This window comes from Pseudomonas sp. NPDC088885 (assembly GCF_044750025.1).
Taxonomy (GTDB): Bacteria; Pseudomonadota; Gammaproteobacteria; order Pseudomonadales; family Pseudomonadaceae; genus Aquipseudomonas; species Aquipseudomonas rustica.
Window position 1 is genome coordinate 119086 of the sequence record NZ_JBIVJB010000005.1, and the last position, 22451, is coordinate 141536.

Genomic DNA, 22451 nt, shown 5'->3' on the forward strand with positions numbered 1-22451 from the left:
TAGCTCCAACATCCACCTCGGTCAGTCCCCTCTCCCTTCGGGAGAGGGCTAGGGTGAGGGGCTTTTGATCCTGCACTGTGCAGTTCAAAACTTGAGTTCAACTCGAAATCCCAAGTCGGCGTACCTCCAACATCCACCTCGGTCAGTTCCCTCTCCCTTTGGGAGAGGGCTAGGGTGAGGGGCTTTTGATCTTAAGGCGTAACGATATTGAACTGCGGCCCAAACGTATCCAGGCTGCCCATCAACTCGCCCAGTTTTTTCCCGTTGCCTTGCAACTTGATCAAGCCTTTTTGCATCGCCGTCGGGAAATCCAGTTGCTTGAGGCTGATCTTCTCCAGCGTGTCTTTGCTTAAACTGACACTCGCATCCGCCGCCGCATTCAGCCCGGCCCGATGCGTCAGCACTCCGTTGCGCAAGGTCAGATTAAAGTCCTTCTGCAAGTCCTCGAACGTCCAGTTCAACGTCAGGTCATGATTCACAGCCTTGTCGCTGTCCAGCCGCACCGCCAGATAATCAAAGAACATTTCCGGGCTCATCGCCCGCACCATGTCCACCGACACCGACGTGCCCGCATGGGGCGGCACGCCGTTGCGCAGTTCCATCGCGCCGGTCAGGTACATGTTGCGCCAGGTGGCGTTCTCGCTTTGATAACCCAATTGCTCCAGCGTTTCGGCCTGCGCTTTGTGCGCGTCGGCGTTGTCCGGCTCGGCGAATAACAACTGATTGCCCAACTGCGCCGCCCAGCGATAGTCACCGCTGGCCATGGCTTTGCGCATTTTATCGAGCACTGCCGCGCCGCCGCCCATGGCTTCGACCGTGCGTTTGGCGGTGTCCACCGGCGGCAGCGGATTGAGGTTGGCCGGGTTGCCGTCGTAGAAACCCATGTAGCGCTGATACACCGCGCGGGTGTTGAAACTCAGCGAACCGTAGTAGCCACGGGTGTACCACTTCTGGTCGAGCGAGCCCGGCAGTTTGGTGATGGTGTCGGCGATTTCCTGTGGCGTCAGGCCCTGATTGAGCAGGTGCAAGGTGCGGTCATTGAGGAACGCGTACATGTCGCGCTGGTCGGCAAGGAACGTGCGAATCCGCTCGCCACCCCAAGTCGGCCAGTTGTGTTGGGCGAACAGCACGTCAGCCTTGTCGCCGTAGCGCGCCAGACTGTCGTCGAGGTACTGCGACCAGGCCTTGGCGTCACGCACTTGCGCGCCGCGCGGGGTGAGGACGTTGTGCATCATTTGCGTGGCGTTTTCGGCCATGCACAGGGCTTTCAACTCCGGCAGATACATGTTCATTTCCGCCGGCGCTTCGGTGCCCGGCGTCAGCTGGAACTCAAATTGAATGCCGGCGATGGTGCGGGTCTCCAGCTCCTTGGCGATCAAATCGGTCGGCGGGATCAGCGTGACCGTGCCGCCGGTTGGCGAACTCTTGCCCAGACCGGCATCGACCTGACCATTTTCACCGCGTGGCAACAGGCTGCCGAACTGGTACTGCGCGCGACGGCTCATGGCGTTGCCGGCCATCACGTTTTCGCTCATCACGTGCTCCATAAACCCGGCCGGGGCGAACACCTTGACCTTGCCGGCCTTCACATCCGCCTCGTCGATCACCCCGCGCACGCCGCCGAAATGGTCGACGTGGGTGTGGCTGTAAATGACGGCGACCACCGGTTTGTGCGGACGGTTGGCGTAGTACAGATCCAGCGCCGCTTTGGCGGTTTCGGCCATGGTCAGCGGGTCGATGATGATCAGCCCGTCGTCACCTTCGATGATGGTCATGTTGGCCAGATCGAGACCGCGCACCTGATACAACTTCGGGCTGACTTCAAACAGACCGGCGTGCGCATTGAGCTGGGCCAGTCGCCACAGGCTCGGGTTTACCGACTCTGGTGCTTGATCCTTGGCGAGGAAGTCGTAGGCCTGCACGTCCCAGATGACCTTGCCGCTGGCGTCCTTGATCTGACCTTTGAACGGCGCGATCAGGCCTTTGCTGATGGATTCGAAATCGGTGCGGTCGCTGAAGGGCAGTTGCTTCAGAACAGCGGCGTTGCTGGCGATGGTCTGTGGGCTCGGGGCGACGGGCGCGTCGGCGGCGAGCACCGACTGGCTCAGACACGCGGTGATCAGGCAGGCCAACAGGCCGCGGGGGCTCAAAGTGAAACGTTGCATGGCGTCTCCGGTTTTTATCGTTATGGGTGAACCAGTTTCAGAGGGTAGGGCGGCGCTCTGGCGCGGCGGTGATCGTCAACGGACAAAAAACATTCAGGGCCGCTATCCTTGGCGCAGGTTCATTGATCAGGTTTTGCCATGCTTGAGGTTCGCAACGTCTTCAAAAGCTACGCCACCCCCCAGGGTTCCTTGCCGGTGCTGCAAGGCGTCGACCTGACGCTGGAGGCTGGCAGCAGCCTCGCGCTGATGGGCGAGTCGGGCAGTGGCAAAAGCACTTTGCTGCACCTGGTGGCCGGTCTGGACAAGGTCGATCACGGCAGCATCCGCAGCGGTGAACATCGGCTGGAGGAGATGAACGAGGCGCAACTGGCGAACTGGCGGCGTACTGAAATCGGTCTGGTGTTCCAGCAGTTCAACCTGATCGGCAGTTTGCGCGTTGAGGACAATCTGGCGTTTCAGGCGCGACTCGCCGGGCGCCATGAACCGCGCTGGCAGGCGCATCTGGTGCAGCGCTTAGGCCTTGGCGATCTGCTCAAACGTTATCCGGAACAGCTTTCCGGTGGCCAGCAACAGCGCGTCGCGTTGGGCCGGGCGCTGGCGTCGCAGCCGAAATTGCTGCTGGCCGATGAACCGACCGGCAGCCTAGACGAAGCGACCAGCGATGAAGTGCTGAGGCTGTTGCTCGAATTACTTAATGACACGCCGACCACTTTGTTGATGGTCACCCACAGTCAGCGGGTCGCGGCGCAATTGGCGCAGCGCGTGGTGCTGTCCAAAGGTCGGCTGACGTGATGGTTTTTCGCCAGACCCTGCGCGCGCTGCTCAGCCATTGGCGGCGCCATCCGGTGCAGTTTTTCAGTGTGCTGACCGGGTTGTGGCTGGCGACCAGTTTGCTGACCGGCGTCGAAGCGCTGAACAGTCAGGCCCGCGACAGCTACGCCCGCGCCAGCCAGATGATCGGCGGCGAACCGCAGGCCAGCCTGAGCACCCCAAGCGGCGCAACGTTCACTCAGCAATGGTTTGTCGATCTGCGTCGACAGGGTTGGCCGGTGTCGCCGCTGTTGCAGGGCCGTTTGATGCTCAAGGATCACGAAAACCAGCGGCTGCAATTGATGGGCATCGAGCCGGTATCGCTGCCGACGGACTCGGCGGTGGCGGGGCAGGCCATGCCGATCGAGCGCATTGTCGAGTTCTTCTCGCCGCCCGGCAGCACATGGATTTCCCCGGATACTCTGCAGGCCTTGAACCTCGCAGAGGGCGCCACGCCGCAGACGGTTAACGGCTTGGTATTGCCGCCGCTGCGGGTGCAAAAGGACATGGCGCCCGGTGTGTTGCTGGTCGACATCGGTATCGCGCAAACCCTGCTCGAACAGCCGGGGCAACTGTCACGGCTGTTGCTGCCCAAGGACTTTCACGCCGAGTTGCCGGCCTCATTCAAAGGCCAGTTGCAGCTGAAAAGCAGCGGCGAGGAAAACAATCTGGCGCGGCTGACCGAGAGCTTTCATCTCAACCTTGATGCCTTGGGATTTCTCTCGTTTCTGGTTGGCTTGTTCATCGTCCACGCGGCGATTGGCCTCGCATTGGAGCAGCGTCGAGGCCTGCTGCGTACGTTGCGCGCCTGTGGTGTCAGCGCGCGAATGTTGATCCTCTGCCTGATCGTTGAGTTGGGCATGCTGGCGCTGATCGGCGGAGTGTGCGGCGTGATCAGCGGCTATTGGCTGGCCAGTATATTGCTGCCGGATGTAGCTGCCAGTCTGCGCGGTTTGTACGGCGCGGAAGTGGCGGGGCAGTTGCGTCTGAGCCCTTGGTGGTGGTTCAGCGGCATCGGTTTAAGCCTGTTCGGCGCTTTGCTCGCCGGCGGCAACAGCCTGCTGCGCGCGGCACGATTGCCACTGTTGGCCGTGGCCGATCCGCAAGCCTGGCATCAGCAATATGCGCGCTGGTTGCGTCGGCAAGGTTGGCTGGCGGCAGTGCTGCTTGCGATTGCACTGGCTGCGTTGATCTGGGGTGACAGCCTGGCGAGTGGCTTTGTGTTGATGGCCGGGCTGCTGCTCGGCGCCGCGCTGGCGTTGCCGGTGTTGCTCAGCGCGATACTCAATCAATTGCTCGGGCGCAGTCGTTCGGTGCTCGGTCAGTGGTTTCTCGCCGACTGCCGGCAGCAATTGCCGGCGCTGAGTCTGGCGCTGATGGCGTTGCTGTTGGCCCTCGCCGCCAACATTGGCGCCGGCAGCATGACCTCGGGTTTTCGCCAGACCTTCAACGATTGGCTCGAACAACGTCTGAGCGCCGAGCTCTATATCAACCCGAGCAATCCGGCGCAGTCCCGCGAAATGTACAGCTGGCTGCGACAACAGCCGAACGTCGCAGCGGTGCTGCCCAACTGGCAGGTGTCGGTGACGCTGCAAGGCTGGCCGGCGGATGTCTTTGGCGTGATCGATCACCCGCATTATCGCGAGCACTGGCCGTTGCTCGATTCCAGCGGCAGCGATCCGTGGGGCCATTTGGCGACGGACGATGCGGTGATGCTCAGCGAACAACTCGCCCGCCGCCTGAAACTGCAGGCCGGCCAGCACCTGACGATCCCCACGCCCAACGGCCCATGGTCGCCGCGCATCGTCGGCATCTACGCCGATTATGGCAATCCGAAAGGGCACCTGCTGGTCAACGTCAATCACCTATTGCGCGGCTGGCCGCAACTGACGCCGAACCGCTTTAACCTGCGTATCGAGCCGAAAAATATCCCGACGCTGTTGAGCGCATTGCAGACGCGGTTTCAGCTGGATGACAGCCGTATCGTCGATCAGGCGCGGCTCAAGGGCTGGTCGGTTCAAGTGTTCGAACGCACCTTCGCGGCGACGGCGGCGCTGAACAGTCTGACCCTCGCGGTCGCTGGCGTGGCGCTGTTTATCAGCCTGCTGACGCAGAGTCAGAGTCGCCTCGGTCAACTCGCGCCGCTGTGGGCGTTGGGCGTGACGCGCAAACAGTTGATGCTGCTCAACCTCGGTCAAACCTGGCTGCTGGCGGTGCTGACGCTGGTATTGGCATTGCCGCTGGGGATTGCGCTGGCGTGGTGCCTGGACGCGGTGATCAACGTGCAGGCGTTTGGCTGGCGCCTGCCGTTGCGGGTGTTCCCGTGGCAATTGCTGCAACTGATGGGGTTGGCGTTGCTGGCGACATTATTGGCTTCGGCATGGCCGCTGTATTCGCTGTACCGCACGCAACCGGCGGATTTGTTGAGGACGTTTGCCCATGAGGATTAACCGCGTGGTGCTGATGCTCGCGCTGCTGCTCGGCGGTTGCGATCAACCGGCGCCTGAGCACAAGGGCTTTGCCGGGATGGGCGATAAAGCCGAGGCGTACACGGCGGTGGTGCCGGGGCGGGTGTTCAGTTTTCCGGCGGATCACGGCGCGCATGATGGTTTTCGCATCGAGTGGTGGTACGTCACCGCCAATCTCAAGGATCGGCAGGGCAATCAGTTCGGCGTGCAATGGACGTTGTTTCGCAGCGCCCTGAAACCCGTGCCGGAGCAGTCGGGTTGGAGCAATCAGGTGATCTGGCTGGGGCATGCGGCGGTGACGTCGGCGTCTGCACATCACGCCGCCGAACGTTATGCGCGCGGTGGCGTGGGCCAGGCCGGCGTTCGCGTGGCGCCGTTTGAGGCGTGGATCGATGATTGGCGGTTTAGCAGTCCGGCTGCCGATCCCTTGAGCGATTTACAGCTCAGCGCTCGCGATAAAGACTTCGCCTATCAACTACACCTCACCGCCAATCGCCCGTTGGTGTTGCAGGGTGACAAAGGCTTCAGCCGCAAATCCGTAGAAGGGCAGGCGTCGTATTACTACAGTCAGCCGTTTTTTCAGGCCAACGGTACGTTGCAGATCGACGGGCAGACCTACACCGTCAGCGGCCCGGCGTGGCTAGATCGCGAGTGGAGCAGCCAACCGCTGAGCGCCAACCAGACGGGCTGGGACTGGCTCTCGTTGCATCTGGACAGCGGAGAAAAGGTCATGCTCTTTCGCACCCGCCAGAAGGATGGCGCGCCATACCTGACCGGCACCTGGATCGCTGCCGATGGCCAGACGCAAACCCTGAGCGGCGATCAAATCACCCTCACACCGCAAGACACCGCCAACGTCGCCGGGCGCAAAATGCCGATCCGCTGGGTGATCAGCATTCCCGACAAACACCTCGACATCCAGATCAATGCGCTCAATCCCAAAGCATGGATGAACCTGCGCATCCCCTACTGGGAAGGCCCGGTGAACATCACTGGCAGCCACCCGGGCCAGGGCTACCTGGAAATGACCGGCTACTAACGGCCAACTACAACCCCCCTGTGGGAGCGGGCTTGCTCGCGAAGGCGTCATCCCGGCTAACATTCCGGTGACTGACCCACCGCTTTCGCGAGCAAGCCCGCTCCCACAATGGGTGTGCGGTTTGCCCGCGAATTACTCAAACACCACAAACCCCTGTAGGAGCTGCCGAAGGCTGCGATCTTCTGATCTTGCTGGTTAAACGATCAAAAGATCGCAGCCTCCGGCAGCTCCTGCACGGATCGGTTTGAACTCGGGTTGCTGTGGTGTCCTCTACAGAGAAACCTGTCGAGGATTGATCATGAGCGACGACCTGCAACCCCCAGACCTCACCACCTGGCAGCGTCTGTTCGACGACGAAACCTACTGGCAGCAATCCCCCGACGCTCACTACCTGGATCTGCAACGCATCGCCGACGACCTGCTCGGCCAAGGCGCCATCGACCTTGAGCAATGGCAGATCCTCCGTGCCAAAGCCGCTGACCTGCACAAGGATTCGCCCGCCATCAACGTCGCCCGCGAACTCGACGACCCCGAAGCCTGAGGACACCCACCATGAAACCCATCACCCCCAGCGAACACCCCGACGAACCGCGTCCCGCCGGCGAAACCGAGCGCGACAACGACGCCCTGCGCCCCACCGATCCCAAGCAGCGCCAAAGCCACGGCAAAGGCACCCCCAGCGGCGAATCCACCGCACAAGACACCGCAAAACAATCTCAAACCAAGCCCTGAACAGCGGCTATGCTCAATCGGACATCCGTCGCCAAAAACGTTTTGGCGACGGTGGCTGCCATTCATCACAGGGAAAGTATTGCTTATGAAGCTCCACGCACTGGCCAAAGCCATCACCCTCGCAACCGTACTGTCCGCCACCAGCTTCGGAGCATTTGCCGCCGATATTCCGCTGTCCGCCACCATCGAAGCGGATCAGGTCACCACCAAAGTCGTCACCGTCGATCCCGCCAACCATCAGGTTGTGCTCGAAGGCGCGGAAGGCCGTCAGGTTCACGTACAACTCACCGACAAGGCGAAAAACCTCGCCAACCTCAAGGTCGGTGATCTGGTCAAAGTCCAAGTCCAGCGTTCTGTCGCCGCTTACCTGGATACCGACGTGGATAAAGGTCTGCCTGGCACGACCGAACGCACCGGCGAACTGCGCAAGGCGCCGGGCACCGATAACCCCGGCGGCGAAGCGTTCCGTCAGGTTCAGGTGCAACTGAAAATCACCAAAATTGATTTGAAGAAGAACCAGGTAACCCTGGAAAACCCGTCGGGCCAATCGAAAACACTCGACGTGAAAAAGCCTGAAATTCAAGCCAAACTGAAAGATTTGAAAGTAGGGCAGAGCGTCATCGTCACTTACACCGATATATTAAAAGTGACCAGTCAGCATGAAAGCTGAGTATTAACTCTACAGAATGATTGTTCTTGTACAGCTTTGTGTATGAGAACAATCATATAGAAGATTTTGTAGGAAGTTTGTCGGTAAATATCCGAGTGACGGAGTTTTAACTTTCCAGTACATAAATTTCACAATTCTTCATGACGACATAAGCGCCAACTTCAATTAAAATCCCTTCCGTTCGCCCAGTGTCAGGGCTCTTTACCGGTGCATGGATTGCCAGGCCATAACACTGGGCGAACACTTTAAACGAAGCGTATGTATACAAAATTCGGCAACAAAAAAGGGCGACTGAATAGTCGCCCTTTTTTGTGTCTTTAAATTATGCCGATGCTTGCATCCCGGCCTTGCCTCGCTGCTGTTCAAGACGTTTGATCGACGCCTCGTACATTTTCGTACGCCGATGATCCTTGCCGTAGGTGCCTGCGGCGGCGACGGTGCCTGACTGGATGTGATCCAGATAGCTGAAGATCTTGCGTGGCGACAGAAACTTGATGCCATAGCCCAAGCTCACCATGCGATCCTGCAGCGTATATCCAGGCACCCGATCATCCATGCAAAAGTGCAAACCATGAGACTTGGCCAGACGAGCATTCCACAATGTGCAGAAACTCTTCAGATGAGTTTCCCGATACGGCTTCGGCTCTTTGGTTTTCAAACCCAACTGAGTTTTAGCGCGACGGACATAGTGCTTGCAGAAACGCGAAGTTAATCGCCATGTCTCTCTGAGCATCCCGCGATTGATTTGCTCGACACAACCGACGGCGGCCATATCCGGATTATTCGCGCACTCACGCATCATCATCGCAAACACCTCTTTGTCATAAACAAAGGTATCGGTGTGCAACAGAAACAGATAATCGGTGGCAACCTTGTCCAGCACTAGATCCAGCGCCTTGCCATGCGCGATATGACCGGCTTCACCTTTCACAGAAGGGCGCTCGATCAGATTGATCCAGTCGAGCGTACGCAGATAATCGAGACTGGCGTCTGCGGAATCGTTGTCCACCACCCACACCGGAATGCGCTGCTCCTGAACGTGCTCACGCAGCAGCTCAAGGCACATTTTGGTCAAGTCCGGCGTCTTGTAATTCACCAGCACAACGCTGAAATTCGCCTGCTGCTGGGCTGGAAAATCTAAGGCTTTCATATCAGAAGGTCTCATCCGCGACTCATGGGCGACAGTGGTTCATGGGGCGGGATGGTAACGATGGAACCTTAGGTGAACCTTAATTTTGGGGTTAAGGAAGGGGCAGGGTGTGTTGGAGGGTGGCAGGCTGGTAGGTGAGCAAGAGAACAGTGGTGCCATCGGGACGTTGCTATGGATGAAGTGACGACGCGACAGCATTGAAGGCGATTGAAAAAAGAAGTACCAGGAGCGGGTTATTTTTCTCAAGTCACAGTGCTTTTTATTGAAAGTTAGGATTGGGGAAGTTTTAGCGTCAGTAGGTCTAAATGGCACCATCGTTGCGGTAGCCTTTAATGTTAGCGATAGTAATGCTTTCTGCTTTAAATGTGGCGCTGCATGAGTCATTGATCTCAAGTTTAAATTTGTAGATTTGATCATTATTTGTGATCGATATGCGTGCCACTCCAGTAAAACTGAAATTTTCTACCTTGATGTCTTTGACATTATTAATATAGATACCAAATTCATACTCGTTATATTGTTTTTCTAGCCATTTTTTGGGTGCGAATGCCTGCTCTATTTCACTATGTAGTTTTAAATAAATGCAATTGCCTTCTAACCGTGCATAGGCAATACACATTTTTGCTGGCGAGTGGCTCTCCCCAAAAATAGAAGTCCACTGTTTTTTATTAGAAATTGAAGATGTCCACATGCTTTTTCACTCTGATAAGTTCTGATATTCAAGTTTTTTCAGTAGAAGGCTATTAACATAGCCCGCTTAGAGAAAATAGCGGTGTCACGTGCAGGAAGCATTATTTTGTTTGATTTCGTGAAAACAATTTCGAGCTTTTTGAAAATTAGTTTTTAATATGTTGGAAGCTTCTTTTTTGTGTTGGGTGGGAATACTGGTTCTTGGATCGGTTTAATAAGTGCTGAATTTATTGTCGGGAATGTGTGAAATTAATTCCACGCTGGGAGTGTAATTGTTCACTGTTTGGTTGGATATTGATGATTGTCTTTTTTATTCGGTATCCATAATTTTTCTATTTTTTTTAAAGATGTCAATGCAGGTTTCGTTCTCGTCAATTAATTTTTCGTAGAAGCTCTCGTCGTCAGCCCGTTCGGGAAATACAAGTTGAGTTTTGTTTTAATGATTATGGGTTTCTCGGGATTTTAGGATCCATTGTGATGAGAGTTTATTGTCCGATATTTCGAAAAAATCTGATGCGTATGGCTTCGGATATTCGTGATAGGATTCGGAACAAATATATAGCCAAGGGCAGTTATCCCAGAATTCTATTCCGTAAACTACGTATTCTTTTCCGGGCTCGATGTCGAGCTCATTGTTCCCGATTGATATATAGCGCTTTAGCCTTGAAACAGTGTCAGGGGTGAAGCTGTTGTCTATCTTTTTTTCCTGCAAATTATTTTCATTTTTAAAGTGTCCTGGAGACGCATCGGGGGCATTACCGCACGGCCATATTTATGCTAAGAGCGGATCTCGCAAAAAGTTATTTCCCCTTCACTACTTATGCAGCCGATGATGTTGAATTGTCTTGAAAAAAATATGTGTGCTGCGGAATGTCTGAAAATATCGCTAAAGTTTTTTCAAAATTTATTGTGTGGATCTTGTATGAACTTTGAGTGAGCGAGTCTCCGATAAAAATAATTTCATTAATTTCAAGATCTTTTGTTTTTTTGATATTTCTAAAAAATGCTTTGTCTGCGTTTTTTCTGAGTAAGATATGCTATCTAGAAAAGAGCTCCAGGCAATTTTAGAACCTGTAAATTGGAATTTCTGACTAATTTGTACGACAAGTCTGTCATGATCGGTCTACTCCAGCTTTCATAATAAATGCCGAAGGTTACTAAGTCCTTTTCGATTTTATCATCGAAATTGCTCATTTTTTTAATGCCCTGAATAGTTTTAACGTTGTTTTTCGATTGCGTTTAAAGGGGATTATGGTGCCGGCTTTTCCCTGCTTTTGCATGTCCCAAAGAGCGCTCGATTTGTCACTGTTCGGCCATACTGCAGCAGGAATTCATAAGCGCGACTCATCAACCGGTCGGTCTAATCTGATGAATTGAAATAGGCGGAGGGGCCGCATAATAAAGGATGTTTTGTTGTGAATTCTATTAGTGAATCGTCGCTTATTGCACGAATCCTATAACTTCCAAATTCATTTGATATTGTGATGGTTAGGCTTTGTTTGATAGGGATGTTTTTTATTAGAAACTCGTCAATATTACTGCAGTTGAGGCCGATTCGACAGGTGTTGAAACCAGACTGGATCCACTTCGTTGGAGGTGATTCTGGATACTCCATGATGTCAAATTCAAGGATTACTGCTGATCTGTTGTTGTCTATGTTTAAAGAAAAAAGCGTTACCTCTCCAATAGAAATTGGAGTTGTGAAAATTCTGTTGAAGAACGAGCTTCCGTCTAATTCATTCCAGTATTTCATTTTTTTTCCTTGAAGTAATAGCTTTCTTTTGCACCAGGTATTTTGCCTGTTCTTGGGTTTTCAATCTGTCTCAGATTGAAGTGAGCTGCCAGGTGGCCCTTATTTCCTGGTTCGTGGTATTGATGCCCTGCTGAGTGATCTTGGTTAATTGCTTTGGATCCGTTATTACGTGTGAATTGATATTCTCTTGTAAAAATCGGTTTCCCTCCACTTATTTTCCGCGCCGTTGTAACTCGTCGCTACCTAGCACCAATTTAACCCAGGAGTATAAAAGTGACAGATTAGTTTTTAAGGTGTAAGAGTGGGTATATTTTTTTGATTTGGATTATTTGGAGAATAAATTTTTCTGAAAACAATGCTTGATTGTTTAGATTTCAATCATGAGGTTTTCAATTTTTTCGATAAATTCGAGTTTGCTTTTTGTTCTGAATTCAAAAAGAAAATTTTCGGAGTTTTTAATCGGTTTTCCTTCTTTGTCGTATTCGATTGTCAGGAAATCAATCACAAATTCTCCGTTAGGGTCACCTTCTGGCTCCACTCTCGAGTCAAAGCAATGCCCGGTACTGCGTCGAACACCGCCAATCAGTACTGAGCTGGAAAACCAGTCGCTGGTCTCCGGTGTTAACTCGACTTCAAATAGATTGTTGATTGTTATTGTCCAGCCGCTTGGCACTCGAATAGGTTGCAGCTTGTAGTCAAGTTTTGATCTCATTTACGTTGCCTATATATTTTTTAACTCTGTTTGGGGTCGGCGGGAAACTATGGATTACAGACTCGCCGGCTTTTGAAAGCTCAATTTTTATCCAGTTTATTAGTTTTCCGTTGTTGAAGCAGATCGGGGTTTCTGACCTGTAAGATTTATATCTTGAGCCACCGTGATCAAATACATTTCCATCGCGCACTGCGGAGTAGGCGGCTTGTTTTCATATCCACTGATTTTATTAGCTATGTCAGGCAGGTAGGATGCCTTCGGTTTTCCGTCACCTTACTATTTAGACTGTCTGTAGCAAAGTTCCGCACTGCTTGGCCTTCTCTTTGTCGTCCATTGTGTGAACAATCTTTTATCTATTCTTTGTATTTGTTAGGGGCGGTTTTTTCTATAAAAAATCAACCGCCATCTCTTCCATCATGATCAATCATGTATAAAGTGTCTTGTTTTTACGCTCAATACTCAAGATAAAAAATCTGAATGATTGGAAAAATAATGACGACCAGTCCATTGATTTCCGCATTTTGTAGATGTGGCATTGATTAAAGCTGTGTTGCCAATTGATTTTTTTCCGCTTGTGAACGGTGATAGATTCATTTTAATGCCTTCGAAAATGAATCTATACTATTTTGCCGTGGTGAATATTTTGTTTTTTTGTTGGGTTGGTTACTTTTTAAAGTTATATGGCTGTTATGTTCTAAGTTCGACATATTCTTTGAAAAAAGAATAAAAATTATCGGCTATTTTTTTTGGTGGTTTTTTCTTAAACAGGTCATAGCTAATGACTTTCCCGTTTTCAGATGGGCTGCAGTCAATTGCCCAGCAAATTTCATCGTCCTTGAAGTAGATGACTGCATATTGGCTTGGTAGTTTGAATTCTGCTCGGCAGCGCGTGGTGCTGTAATTTACTGTTCCGCCGTTGTCTATAGTTGCATCGTTGTCCTCAATTCCGCATATTTCTGAATCCGCTGCGCCACCACCACCGCATACAACCAAAAAATCAAAAAAGTCTTGAGGCAATTTTAGTCTAAGAATATTTTCGAGTTTTTCAATTTGCTCGGTACTTGTTGGGCCAAACCAAAAGGTTTTTTCATCCGAATTGTATAACTTTGTTATAAGGTCTTGATAGTAATGCATGACTATACTCATTCAAGGTCTTTGGTTCGTCCTTTCTATCATGCTTTTCGTGCATTTTTAAGAGACGGGTTTATGTGTCCGTGAAGTACAGCCACGTTGCAGAAGCCCGAATCGAATAGGTAGTGGGCACACATGACGACAAACCGGGCATTGACCGTGCGACCTTTGCCTTTGTTGACCTTGTCGACAGCCGTTTTCATGTTGTCTTAGATGCCGCGACGCGGCACCCCGCCTTACGCGCCAAACGAGCGAGTATGGGCATCTAACAGCATCTCGTGTGGGATACGCAACCAAGCAAAATGCGCGACTGGCGCTGGGAGACCTGGATGCGTCGAAACAAGCCACCGATCAGCAGACCTTCTTCGCTCCAGTCAAACTGGAAGTACTCTACGAGTGCAAACGTCAGCGGTACAAAAGCGCGTAAAGACTTGCCTTGCTCACCTCACCACGAACGTACAAGCGCTGTGAGCTGGCTGTAAAAAACTATAAGTTGGAAGCGAATCTGTAAGCCCTATGCTACAGAACACCAGTAGAGTTCAATAACACTTAACAATGGTGTTCTGTTGGTGGCTTTGAATGTTTTAACCTTTCCATGTTGTATTAGTTATTATTATGTTGTTTTCAGAAGTCTATCGTGTCTACACTGCCGAGCATTGTCGTTATTCTATCAAAAAAATCTTTTTCGCTTGTGAAGTTTGTGTTGTCGATAAAATCTAAAAACCAGAACGCATCTAGGGCTGAAAATATTTCAAGCCACTCTGGCCTCTTCGCTTTTGATTCAGGCATGTCGTTCGCGGCGAATCCATGGCCTTTGCCCTCCGATAGATAAAAATACTTATCTGCGAATGAGTAGCCTATAACTTTCGGCCAGTTTGAGCTATGCGGGAAATTTGGCTCAATATCTTTTTTGGCAATTATGTAAAAGGTTCTCATTACTTATCCGGGAGTATATCAACTTTATCGAAGTTCACTTTTTGACCATCAAGATGAAGTTGTTGCGCTCCCCCATCGCCGTATTTTCTACAAGCCTTAGCTAAAGGCTCTAATTGGGATTTGTCAGTATCAGTCTTCCAAAAAGGAACACGTGCTCTCGGCTTCCCGTCAGCGTAGAGCTGCAGAGTATCAAATTCAGCCCTGATGCGCGCATCGCTCCGTGAGCCAGGACCATTTTCGTCGGGCCCATGTTCAGGCCCTTTAACCTGAAATGCATTTCGTGCGTCCTTACCTGATTCATGTTTTTCGAATCCGAAGTAGGTTACCCCCTGACTCTTCGTTTCTATTGCGTCCTGACCCCATTTGTTGAGAGTGCCTTCATCATTTTTGTATCGAATATAGCGATAGCCAGTTGAGGGCATTGTGGAGTCCGGGCCCGAGGGACCTACGTAGAAATCTGGTTTTGGCTGCGCTACCTCAGGGGCCTTAGTGAGGTCGTCTACGCTCGAATTGGATATAGGATCTTCGATGCCGGTGGGGGGCTTGCATCAATCTCCACCAGGACAGGTATTTAGGCCCAAAGGATCCACCCATCCTGTCGGGTTAGGTACGTATTGGTAGTTATTCAATCCTCCTGCAAGTTTGATTGGATCCGGCGTCAGAAAACGTGCTGTGTTTGGATTGTAGTAACGGTGCCGGTTGTAGTGTAAGCCCGTCTCGGCAGCGGATTGTCAATTTCGCTGACATCCAACGCCGCAAGGTTGCCGTATGCACGGTATTTCGCCGACCACTTGATCTCGCCGCTGTAGAGGGTGAGTTCCTGCGGTGTGCCGAGATGATCGAGTTGGTAGTAGAACGGGGCGGCTTTTAGAGGGCCTTCACCGTCGAGCATCGCCAAGGGGCGGAGACTGCCGGGTTCATAGATGTAACTGCGATAGCGGTTGTCGGCGCTTTCGGCTATCAGATGCTCGCCTTGCCATAGGAATTCGGTGGTATGGCTGTCGACAGTTTTCTCGATACGGCGGCCGAAGGCATCGTATTTATAAGACGCCGTTCTGCCGTCCGGCAGGCTTACGCCGACCAGGCGATGCTGGCAGTCATACTGGTATTCAGTGAGTAGTTTTTGTCCGGTGCCGCGCCGCTCGCGGATAAGGTTGCCGTAGGCGTCATAGTCGTAGTGGCGGTCGCCCTGCATCAGCAGGCGGTTGGCCGGTTCGGTACGTCCCACGGCGTGGCCTGGAAGCGGTTGCGATAACCCTGATGGAAATCGTCTTTCAGCGCGGTGGTGTCACTGGTCACCGACACTTCCAGCACTTGCGGCTACTTGCCTTCGTGGAGGACTTCGGTGAGCAGCCAGAGGTCATTCCATTTGGCTTTCGGGTGTTGCGTCAGCGCGAGAAAGTGGCCGCTGACCAGCAATGGCTGATCGCTTTTGCCTTCGGCGAGCTGGAAGTCGCTGCGGTGGGGATTTGATGTTTTGTAGTCGCGGGATGGAGTGGTAAGGTTTGTACTTTGATATACCTTATAAGGATATTGCTCGTGTTACGTCAGTCTGTGCTTGCCCTTCCTTTCATTATGCTGCTGGTAGGTTGTGAGGCCGAGTCCGGGCCTTTGCCAACCAGCAAAAGTCTGACTCCGGAAAAAGTCACTTCGATTGCGGCCACGATCAAAGGGAAATACCCGGATCTCTCCAGCGAACTGCGTGACAAGGTACTTATCACGGTGGTGCAGTCGATCGACAATATGGTTTTTGTCGAAGGTGGCCAGTTTGATATGGGGGATTTTGGCTGGGCTTGTGAGTACGACGAGAAGGATGTGTGTGCCTGGCCTTGTGGGCAGGAGCCGGAGCAACTTTGTAATATTAGTCGTAATGCTGATGATGATTTTGTGCATTCGGTTAAGCTGAGTTCTTACTATATTTCGAAATATCAAACTACCATTGGCGAGTTTGATGTGTTTTTTGCTGCTCAAGGAAGAAAACTTTTTGATGCTGAGTACCGCGGGAGAACGGATTTAAAAAACATGTATGCTTCGAAACTGCCAGCACCCACGAAGCACTGGCAGGAGGCTAAAGATTTTTGTAATTGGGTTGGAGACTTGAGTGGTTATCCGGTAGATCTTCCAACTGAGGCTCAGTGGGAGTTTTCTGCGCGTAATCGTGGTTTGCATATACTATTCCCAACGAGTAATGGAAGCCTGGTCGTAGGTAAAAACTTTACGGTTGAGGGCGAGGGGGAAACGTTTGTGGTAGATCGATTTCCACCAAATCCTCTAGGTCTTTATAATCTGTCCGGTAATGCGACGGATTGGGTAAATGATTGGTATGACAAAGATTATTATAAAAAGTCTCCCGTAGATGATCCGCAAGGCCCTGAATCTGGGACGCAGAAAGTAAAGCGAGGTTCCAATTATCCGGAAGCGCCGTTATCAGCAGCACCGATTGTACGACGCTGGCCTGATAATCCTGACAAAGATGCTTACTATCCAGGTACAGGATTCCGTTGTGCGATTCAAACTACAAGTTCGCTTAAGTGACAGGTAACAAAAAGGCGCCATTGGCGCCTTTTTTTCAAGCGAGACCACTGAAGTGGTTACTTCTTTTTGCGGCCATTAAAATTTGTTCTTTACGCCAAGCTAAGCCCGGCGTCCATGCTATTGCCCCATATTTTTGCGATGAAAAATCAATGTTGATCGCTAATGTTCCGATAAAGCGGTTGAATTGTTGCTGTTCTGTTCCATCAAGTAGAGAGTTTAAGCGGTCGAGGCTTTCCATGGCATTAACTTTTCTGCCATCTTTGGAGCAGTGCTCTAGTGTTTCAGTAAAGTGCTTCCAACTTCTTAAGTGTGAAAGTAGAAGAACTATGGCTTTTTCTTGATCCTCAGCCCAAGACTCTACAAAGCTTTCAGTTAATAAGTAAAGCATGGGGCCAATTGTTTCGGGGGGGAGCATGTGTAACGGAATGGATTTTTTGTTGACGTGAATTGATTGGTTGTTGAGTAGGTATTTTGCGAGGCGTTGAGCTTCCTGTTTTGTGGTTTCCCGTCTTTTCCACCATAACGACATCTTACTGAAGCCACCTTCAAACGCATCAGTAACGGACTGGCCTGGATTCGTTGCAATTCTAAATAGACCCACCGCCATATAATTAAAAGCATCTTTTGTTACTGCTAACTGATAATGAAAGTCCGCTTTCGAGAGTGCGTTGCAAAATACATAGATTAGATCACCGACCTTCTCAAGATCCACCGAGGTACCAAATCCGCCTCCGGCACCCGGTCCAAAAACCAGGCTGGCTTTGCAGTTGATTGCCAAACGATCCGCACTGATCTCAATACCAAAATCAAAACCCGCCCCGATACCTAAAGCCGCGTTCCCTTCAGCCTTGATCTCAACCAAACTCGACCAATCTGTACTGCCACTGTCATTCGCCTGTCCGCCAGTGATCTTACCCACTCCCTGTTTGGTCGAATCAAGCCATTTCAAAGTTCCGGTAACAGTGCCGCCACCTTGCACGCCGGCGAAAGCGTTACCCTTGACGCCGAGGCTGCCACCACGTCGCTTGTCGACAGCGATGTCGGGTGTGCTTAGTAACGCGGTCGCGCCAGAGGCTTCCGCTTCCTTTGGTTTGTATTGAGCTTTGACGCCGGCCTGACCTTGCGCTGTTGCTCCAACGAAACATGACAACTCCACCTTACCGTCGAGTCGGAAGATACCGATATCACTGACGACTTCCTTGCCCTCAGCGTTGCGGTAAGGCATGCGTACTACATAGCCGCCCTGATCCGGGAAAAAGCTCTTGAGCGCTACGGAGCCTTCGGCCAGTGAGATCGCCGCGCTGCCTTTGACACCGACTTCGACGTTGCCTTTGCCCGGTTCCCAGCTGTTGATCCCGGCGCTAGCTGTTGCGGCAAAACGGAACGCATGGGCTTCGGCAGATACCGCATATTGCGCTGAGTCCGCTTCGTTGGAGGTCCAAGAGCATTCTTTGTGTAATGCGTTGAGCAGGTTGTCGTCCTTGCTCGTCCACGAGGTGAGTTTGGCCTCGAGGCTGCCGAGAGGGCTGGTTTTACGGGCATCGGAGACAGCTGTCCTGATGTCCTTGATCAAATCTTTCGCGAGATTCTTGTCGAACGGTTTGCCTCGCATCACGGTGGTGGGGACTTTTACGTTCCAAGTGAACTGCTGGCGAGTGCGAATCGAGATGTAGTGACGGCGGGTCGGGTCACGGAAGGAAATGTATTCGACCGTAGTGATGCCGGTTTTTACCTGCTTACCCTTCTGGGTATCAGAAGCCTTACCCTTGCCGTGTTTTATGTCCGGCGCCGCGCCGTTGGCACTGGTGGAACTGTCGCCGGCTTCCGCCTTGCCTTGCGCCGTAATTCGGGTGCGCAATGATTGAATCTCGGCATTGAGCTCGGCGACTTTTTTGGTTTGCAGCCCTTTCCAGTTGTTCTCCAGATAGCTCCCTTCGAACGCGGCTTTCGGCGTGTAGCGTTGATACCAGTCTCGGGCCTGTTGCACAGTTGCCAGTTGGCCCTGTAGATCCTCCTTACGCTCGATGACGGTTTTAGGCTTTTCCACCGGAGGAGGGGATCGCTGTAACAGGCCCGCTTCTTCTGCCTTTTCGTTCCACTTATTTTTAACGCAACTCGTGCAGGAACAAGTTGCCTTAGGATCCTTGGTTTTGGCGCATTTACTGGCTTCGGTAGCGCTCGCCAGACTCTGGTGCAACTCATCCATCAATTTTTTGACAAGGTCGGACTGCTGCTTGAGCGCGTTCGATTCTTTTTCTGTCAATACGTAGAAGTGCTCTTCGCCGGTGATATGGATGACTTCGACCAGTTCATCTTTGCATTCGACGGCGCCTTTTACGGCGGTCGTGCTCTGGTTCTCTGCATGTTTGGGAGGAGGCAGGGCTTTGGTGGACGCGGCCCGTAGCTGCAACGTCCAGCCGACCTTGATGTGATTGGGGTCGGTAATGATCGGGTTCAGTGCCCGTAGATCTACCACGGAACATTTGTTGGCGGCGGCAATGCTGCCAAGAGTGTCGCCGCTCTTAACGATGTAGGTGTTGCTCATTGCTCGTCGTCCTTGTGATTCACAGACTTTCCAGTTGGGTCAGCTTGTCGCCCAGCGCAATGTCGTCACGGGCCAGCAGTTCTGCGTGGGGCGAGCGTGCCCAGAAAGTGTCGCCCTGAATTATTGTCAGGCGTAACCAGCGCTCCTGATCAGCCATTTGCTCATAGCCCATGTCCTGGCCCGCCAGCAGTTGTCGGTGGACGAATTCAACGGTGTCCTCGGGCGGCAATGTATCGCGGTAGTCGTCGGCAAAACGGGTCGCAATGACCTTCAACCGCCCCTGCTCGATTAACTGCTGACGCTGCGGGCTCAAATATAACCATGCTGGTGGCTGGACGGCTGTTTGCGCACTGTGCTGTGACTTGGCGTAATACCGCCAACCGATTTCGTTTCGCCAGGCAAGGCCGCTGAACGGGCCTAGAAATTGCGTTTTTTCAGTTTCGTCAAGACTAAGCAGCAAGGGTTCCAGCCAGCGCGGGTCATAGAAACGCATCATCTGTTGCGGTTCATCATCGGTACGTACAGACAGCAGGCTGCGCCAGTGCTCAACCCCCTGATCCAGAGATGCCGGGGTGCTCAGCCAAGCGACACATCCAGCATCAGCCTGTTCCAGCAGAGTATCAATGAAGTCCATGGCGGCACCTTTTTCCGGGCACAGGACTGCATATGGACCGGCAGGCTGAAGATCTGCGTAAGGCGTTTCTGTGAACAGAGGTATGCAACTGGGCCGAGACTGTTCGTCACCCTGATACAAGTGGCTCAACAGATCAGGGTCACAACTTCTATCCAGAATCATGCACATGACGCTTGTTGTTGCAGGCTGCTTGAAGGGGGATTCAATCGAAACGATCATACAGAAGCACCCGGTTGGTGAATTGGGCAGCAACCTGTTGAATCCAGATGACATGATGGCGTCGGTAGCAACACGCCAGCTTTTGACTGTGCCTTGAATGAACCTAGTGAAGGTTTTACAACCTGGCCGGCCTTGTCGGCATCGGCCTGTTTGAGGATGCCGGGCATCAGCGGGGCGGCGCCGGTTCCGGTGCCGGGGCTGCCGCCGGAGTTCATGTTGATCACCGGGCCGCTCATGGTCACGCCGCCGGCGTCGATTTTGATGAAGCTGCCACCGCCGATGAGGGTCAGTTCGGCGCCGGCTTCGAGCACGACTTTCATGCCGCTGCTGAGGTGGATTTCCTGGCCGGCGTCGATGAATTGGCCGGTGCCGATTTTGATGTGCTGGTTGACGCCCACGGTGAGGTGGTCGTTGGCGCGCGCTTCGACTTTGCGGTCGGCGTAGACGGTGTGGTGTTCTTCGGCGTTGAATTCGCTGTAGCTGTTTTGCTCTACGGTATCGTGGCGCTCGTTGCCGACGCGGATTTTCTGGTCGTGCTCGATGTTCTCGTCCCAGTCGCGCTGGGCGTGCAGGAAGATCTGTTCCTGACCTTTTTTGTCTTCGATGCGCAGTTCGTTGTAGCCGCCACCGCCCATAGAACTGAGTGTCTTGAACGTGCTGCGGGTTTTGTTCGCCGGCAGCTCATACGGGACGGTGTTTTCCTTGTGGTACAGGCAGCCGCTGATCAGCGGTTGATCGGGGTCGCCTTCAAGGAAGGTGACCAGCACTTCCATGCCGATGCGCGGGATGGCGATGCCACCGTATTGCGCGCCTGCCCAAGCGCTGGAGACACGCAGCCAGCAGCTGGTTTTGTCGTCGGCCAGGCCTTCGCGATCCCAGTGGAATTGCACTTTGACGCGGCCGTATTCGTCGCAGTGGATCTCTTCACCTTTGGGCCCAGTGACCACGGCGCTCTGACTGCCGAGGATGCGCGGTTTCGGGTGGTTCAGCGGCGGGCGGTTCGGCACGTCCCACGGCGTGGCCTGAAAGCGGTTGCGGTAACCCTGATGGAAATCGTCTTTCAGCGCGGTGGTGTCACTGGTGACCGATTCTTCCAGCACCTGCGGCTGCTTGCCTTCGTGGAGGACTTCGGTGAGCAGCCAGAGGTCATTCCATTTGGCTTTCGGGTGTTGCGTCAGCGCGAGAAAGTGGCCGCTGACCAGCAATGGCTGATCGCTTTTGCCTTCGGCGAGCTGGAAGTCGCTGCGATGGCGTTCGAGGGCGCGTTTGGCCAGGTGTTTGCCGCGCTCGCGGTCAATGAAACGGCCTGGGTAGTCGTAGTCTTCGAGGTCGGGCAGGGCGTCGCCACGGTTTTCGCTTTCGAGGGTGAGGCGCGGTTTTTCGAAGTCGTAATCGCGGCGGGTGGTGCGACTGGTGCGGGTTTCCAGGCGCAGGTCGAAGCGCTTGATCACCGGGTCGCTGGCGACCATGCCGGAGTCTTGCTGATAGGCCACGGGCGCTAGTTTCGGGAATATCGTCTGGTCATCGCCGAACAGCAGTTTGTGGCCCATGGCGCTGTGCTGGAAGTGGTAGTGAATGCCTTCTTCTTCGCACAGGCGCTGGATGAAATGCAGATCCGATTCATCGTATTGCACGCAGTAAATGCGCTCGGGATAAATCGAACCGGTCTTGAATTCGTAGGCGTTGCCTTGGATACCGTGCTCTTCAAGCACCATGCCGATGATTTTCGGCACTGTAAGGTTCTGGAAGATGCGCTGGTTGACGCGGTGCGCGAGGTACGCGAGTTGCGGGCGCAAGGTCACGGAGTAGCGAGTCAGGCGTTTGCCGGAATCGCCTTGCGCGGCGCGGTAGATCTGGCCGTGAATGCCGCTGCCGTCGGGCGACAGTTGCAGAAAGGCCGGTTTGTGCAGCAGGGTTTCGAGATCCAGCGACGGCTGCTCACTGACCAGCTCCACCTCGAAGACAAAAGGCTGGCTGATGGCTTCCCGGCCTTGCAGGGTAAACACCTGAAAGTCAGCGGAAAGACCTTCGATGGTCAGGGCAAAGTGGGTTTCATTGGCCGGCGCGAACATCCCTTGTTCCTCGTGCTGTCACAAAAATCTGGAGTTGCGAAAACAACATCGACCAGCAGAGCTGGCCGATGCTTGTAACAATCAGCCGTAATTAAACGACTGGAGCACGCCAGTCATCGGAACCCGAAGTACCGGATACTTCGTGGGTCCAGGTGATTTTGCGGTAGGTGAACTGCACTTCTTCCAGGTG

Annotated in this window: 19 protein-coding genes and 4 pseudogenes; 7 read left to right on the forward strand and 16 right to left on the reverse strand. The window is 53.0% G+C overall.

Annotation, left to right across the window (positions count from 1 at the left end; all coding sequences use genetic code 11):
* Nucleotides 1-191 precede the first annotated feature (191 nt).
* A complete protein-coding gene (locus ACIP1X_RS05765; RefSeq protein WP_400750200.1) occupies nucleotides 192-2165 on the reverse strand; it encodes an alkyl/aryl-sulfatase in 1974 nt (657 codons plus the stop codon).
* A 138-nt stretch (nucleotides 2166-2303) separates the two neighbouring features.
* Here ACIP1X_RS05765 and ACIP1X_RS05770 point away from each other — a divergent pair, with 138 nt between their 5' ends.
* From ACIP1X_RS05770 to ACIP1X_RS05795, 6 genes are all read left to right on the forward strand, one after another.
* Nucleotides 2304-2957, forward strand: coding sequence for an ABC transporter ATP-binding protein (locus ACIP1X_RS05770; protein ID WP_282357393.1), 654 nt, complete (start codon nucleotides 2304-2306; stop codon nucleotides 2955-2957).
* Nucleotides 2954-5425 carry an ABC transporter permease gene (locus ACIP1X_RS05775; protein ID WP_400750203.1) on the forward strand — a complete coding sequence of 824 codons (2472 nt, stop codon included), beginning with the start codon at nucleotides 2954-2956 and terminating at the stop codon, nucleotides 5423-5425. The genes ACIP1X_RS05770 and ACIP1X_RS05775 overlap by 4 nt, the downstream gene beginning before the upstream one ends.
* Nucleotides 5415-6482, forward strand: a complete 1068-nt coding sequence (locus ACIP1X_RS05780; RefSeq protein WP_400750206.1) for a lipocalin-like domain-containing protein — start codon at nucleotides 5415-5417, stop codon at nucleotides 6480-6482. The genes ACIP1X_RS05775 and ACIP1X_RS05780 overlap by 11 nt, the downstream gene beginning before the upstream one ends.
* A 298-nt stretch (nucleotides 6483-6780) precedes the next feature.
* Nucleotides 6781-7023: a hypothetical protein gene (locus ACIP1X_RS05785; RefSeq protein WP_053119173.1), complete on the forward strand. Its 243-nt coding sequence runs from the start codon at nucleotides 6781-6783 to the stop codon at nucleotides 7021-7023.
* Between the two features lie 11 nt (nucleotides 7024-7034).
* The gene (locus ACIP1X_RS05790) at nucleotides 7035-7214 is read left to right on the forward strand and encodes a hypothetical protein (RefSeq protein ID WP_053119175.1); all 180 of its coding nucleotides are present in this window, start codon (nucleotides 7035-7037) and stop codon (nucleotides 7212-7214) included.
* An 85-nt stretch (nucleotides 7215-7299) separates the two neighbouring features.
* On the forward strand, nucleotides 7300-7884 hold the full coding sequence (locus ACIP1X_RS05795; RefSeq protein ID WP_053119178.1) for a hypothetical protein: 585 nt from the start codon (nucleotides 7300-7302) through the stop codon (nucleotides 7882-7884).
* A gap of 322 nt (nucleotides 7885-8206) precedes the next feature.
* Here ACIP1X_RS05795 and ACIP1X_RS05800 read toward each other — a convergent pair whose 3' ends face one another.
* The 11 genes and pseudogenes from ACIP1X_RS05800 to ACIP1X_RS05850 all read right to left on the reverse strand — a co-directional run.
* On the reverse strand, nucleotides 8207-9034 hold the full coding sequence (locus ACIP1X_RS05800; RefSeq protein ID WP_400750209.1) for a glycosyltransferase: 828 nt from the start codon (nucleotides 9032-9034) through the stop codon (nucleotides 8207-8209).
* A gap of 301 nt (nucleotides 9035-9335) precedes the next feature.
* Nucleotides 9336-9725 carry an Imm50 family immunity protein gene (locus ACIP1X_RS05805; protein ID WP_400750212.1) on the reverse strand — a complete coding sequence of 130 codons (390 nt, stop codon included), beginning with the start codon at nucleotides 9723-9725 and terminating at the stop codon, nucleotides 9336-9338.
* 1359 nt (nucleotides 9726-11084) lie between these two features.
* Nucleotides 11085-11477, reverse strand: coding sequence for an Imm50 family immunity protein (locus tag ACIP1X_RS05810; protein WP_082341419.1), 393 nt, complete (start codon nucleotides 11475-11477; stop codon nucleotides 11085-11087).
* The gene (locus tag ACIP1X_RS05815; RefSeq protein WP_400750259.1) at nucleotides 11474-11692 is read right to left on the reverse strand and encodes an HNH/endonuclease VII fold putative polymorphic toxin; all 219 of its coding nucleotides are present in this window, start codon (nucleotides 11690-11692) and stop codon (nucleotides 11474-11476) included. The genes ACIP1X_RS05810 and ACIP1X_RS05815 overlap by 4 nt, the downstream gene beginning before the upstream one ends.
* Nucleotides 11693-11844: 152 nt before the next feature.
* Entirely contained in the window at nucleotides 11845-12189 is a 345-nt protein-coding gene (locus ACIP1X_RS05820) for a hypothetical protein (RefSeq protein WP_400750215.1), read from the reverse strand.
* Nucleotides 12190-12876: 687 nt separating this feature from the next.
* Nucleotides 12877-13323 (reverse strand): SMI1/KNR4 family protein, encoded by a 447-nt coding sequence (locus tag ACIP1X_RS05825; RefSeq protein ID WP_400750218.1) that lies wholly within the window; start codon nucleotides 13321-13323, stop codon nucleotides 12877-12879.
* 89 nt (nucleotides 13324-13412) lie between these two features.
* Nucleotides 13413-13801, reverse strand: a pseudogene (locus ACIP1X_RS05830) (IS21 family transposase); the annotation flags it as partial.
* Nucleotides 13802-13944: 143 nt separating this feature from the next.
* Nucleotides 13945-14256, reverse strand: a complete 312-nt coding sequence (locus ACIP1X_RS05835; protein ID WP_400750221.1) for a hypothetical protein — start codon at nucleotides 14254-14256, stop codon at nucleotides 13945-13947.
* The gene (locus ACIP1X_RS05840; protein WP_400750224.1) at nucleotides 14256-14678 is read right to left on the reverse strand and encodes a hypothetical protein; all 423 of its coding nucleotides are present in this window, start codon (nucleotides 14676-14678) and stop codon (nucleotides 14256-14258) included. The genes ACIP1X_RS05835 and ACIP1X_RS05840 overlap by 1 nt, the downstream gene beginning before the upstream one ends.
* 135 nt (nucleotides 14679-14813) lie before the next feature.
* Nucleotides 14814-15463 (reverse strand): annotated as a pseudogene (locus ACIP1X_RS05845) (RHS repeat domain-containing protein); the annotation flags it as partial.
* Nucleotides 15463-15720: pseudogene (locus ACIP1X_RS05850) on the reverse strand (type VI secretion system tip protein VgrG); the annotation flags it as partial. The pseudogenes ACIP1X_RS05845 and ACIP1X_RS05850, both read right to left, overlap by 1 nt.
* 75 nt (nucleotides 15721-15795) lie before the next feature.
* Between ACIP1X_RS05850 and ACIP1X_RS05855 the strand changes: the two are divergent.
* Complete coding sequence (locus ACIP1X_RS05855; protein ID WP_400750227.1) at nucleotides 15796-16791, forward strand: formylglycine-generating enzyme family protein; 996 nt, start codon at nucleotides 15796-15798, stop codon at nucleotides 16789-16791.
* Between the two features lie 34 nt (nucleotides 16792-16825).
* On the opposite strand, the gene ACIP1X_RS05860 is transcribed toward ACIP1X_RS05855, so the two are convergent.
* The 4 genes and pseudogenes from ACIP1X_RS05860 to ACIP1X_RS05875 all read right to left on the reverse strand — a co-directional run.
* Nucleotides 16826-19336 carry a LysM peptidoglycan-binding domain-containing protein gene (locus ACIP1X_RS05860; RefSeq protein WP_400750230.1) on the reverse strand — a complete coding sequence of 837 codons (2511 nt, stop codon included), beginning with the start codon at nucleotides 19334-19336 and terminating at the stop codon, nucleotides 16826-16828.
* 19 nt (nucleotides 19337-19355) lie between these two features.
* Entirely contained in the window at nucleotides 19356-20189 is an 834-nt protein-coding gene (locus tag ACIP1X_RS05865) for a DUF4123 domain-containing protein (RefSeq protein WP_400750233.1), read from the reverse strand.
* Nucleotides 20186-22261, reverse strand: a complete 2076-nt coding sequence (gene tssI / locus ACIP1X_RS05870) for a type VI secretion system tip protein TssI/VgrG (protein ID WP_400750236.1) — start codon at nucleotides 22259-22261, stop codon at nucleotides 20186-20188. Before tssI ends, ACIP1X_RS05865 begins: the two co-directional genes overlap by 4 nt.
* Before the next feature lie 91 nt (nucleotides 22262-22352).
* A pseudogene (locus ACIP1X_RS05875) lies at nucleotides 22353-22451 on the reverse strand (type VI secretion system tube protein Hcp); the annotation flags it as partial.

Coding starts and splice junctions, on each gene's coding strand:
- ACIP1X_RS05765 (WP_400750200.1), bottom strand. CDS start 2,165: ATGCAACGTTTCACTTTGAGCCCCCGCGGCCTGTTGGCCTGCCTGATC.
- ACIP1X_RS05770 (WP_282357393.1), top strand. CDS start 2,304: ATGCTTGAGGTTCGCAACGTCTTCAAAAGCTACGCCACCCCCCAGGGT.
- ACIP1X_RS05780 (WP_400750206.1), top strand. CDS start 5,415: ATGAGGATTAACCGCGTGGTGCTGATGCTCGCGCTGCTGCTCGGCGGT.
- ACIP1X_RS05785 (WP_053119173.1), top strand. CDS start 6,781: ATGAGCGACGACCTGCAACCCCCAGACCTCACCACCTGGCAGCGTCTG.
- ACIP1X_RS05790 (WP_053119175.1), top strand. CDS start 7,035: ATGAAACCCATCACCCCCAGCGAACACCCCGACGAACCGCGTCCCGCC.
- ACIP1X_RS05795 (WP_053119178.1), top strand. CDS start 7,300: ATGAAGCTCCACGCACTGGCCAAAGCCATCACCCTCGCAACCGTACTG.
- ACIP1X_RS05800 (WP_400750209.1), bottom strand. CDS start 9,034: ATGAAAGCCTTAGATTTTCCAGCCCAGCAGCAGGCGAATTTCAGCGTT.
- ACIP1X_RS05805 (WP_400750212.1), bottom strand. CDS start 9,725: ATGTGGACATCTTCAATTTCTAATAAAAAACAGTGGACTTCTATTTTT.
- ACIP1X_RS05810 (WP_082341419.1), bottom strand. CDS start 11,477: ATGAAATACTGGAATGAATTAGACGGAAGCTCGTTCTTCAACAGAATT.
- ACIP1X_RS05820 (WP_400750215.1), bottom strand. CDS start 12,189: ATGAGATCAAAACTTGACTACAAGCTGCAACCTATTCGAGTGCCAAGC.
- ACIP1X_RS05825 (WP_400750218.1), bottom strand. CDS start 13,323: ATGCATTACTATCAAGACCTTATAACAAAGTTATACAATTCGGATGAA.
- ACIP1X_RS05835 (WP_400750221.1), bottom strand. CDS start 14,256: ATGAGAACCTTTTACATAATTGCCAAAAAAGATATTGAGCCAAATTTC.
- ACIP1X_RS05840 (WP_400750224.1), bottom strand. CDS start 14,678: ATGCCCTCAACTGGCTATCGCTATATTCGATACAAAAATGATGAAGGC.
- ACIP1X_RS05860 (WP_400750230.1), bottom strand. CDS start 19,336: ATGAGCAACACCTACATCGTTAAGAGCGGCGACACTCTTGGCAGCATT.
- ACIP1X_RS05865 (WP_400750233.1), bottom strand. CDS start 20,189: ATGATCGTTTCGATTGAATCCCCCTTCAAGCAGCCTGCAACAACAAGC.
- tssI (WP_400750236.1), bottom strand. CDS start 22,261: ATGTTCGCGCCGGCCAATGAAACCCACTTTGCCCTGACCATCGAAGGT.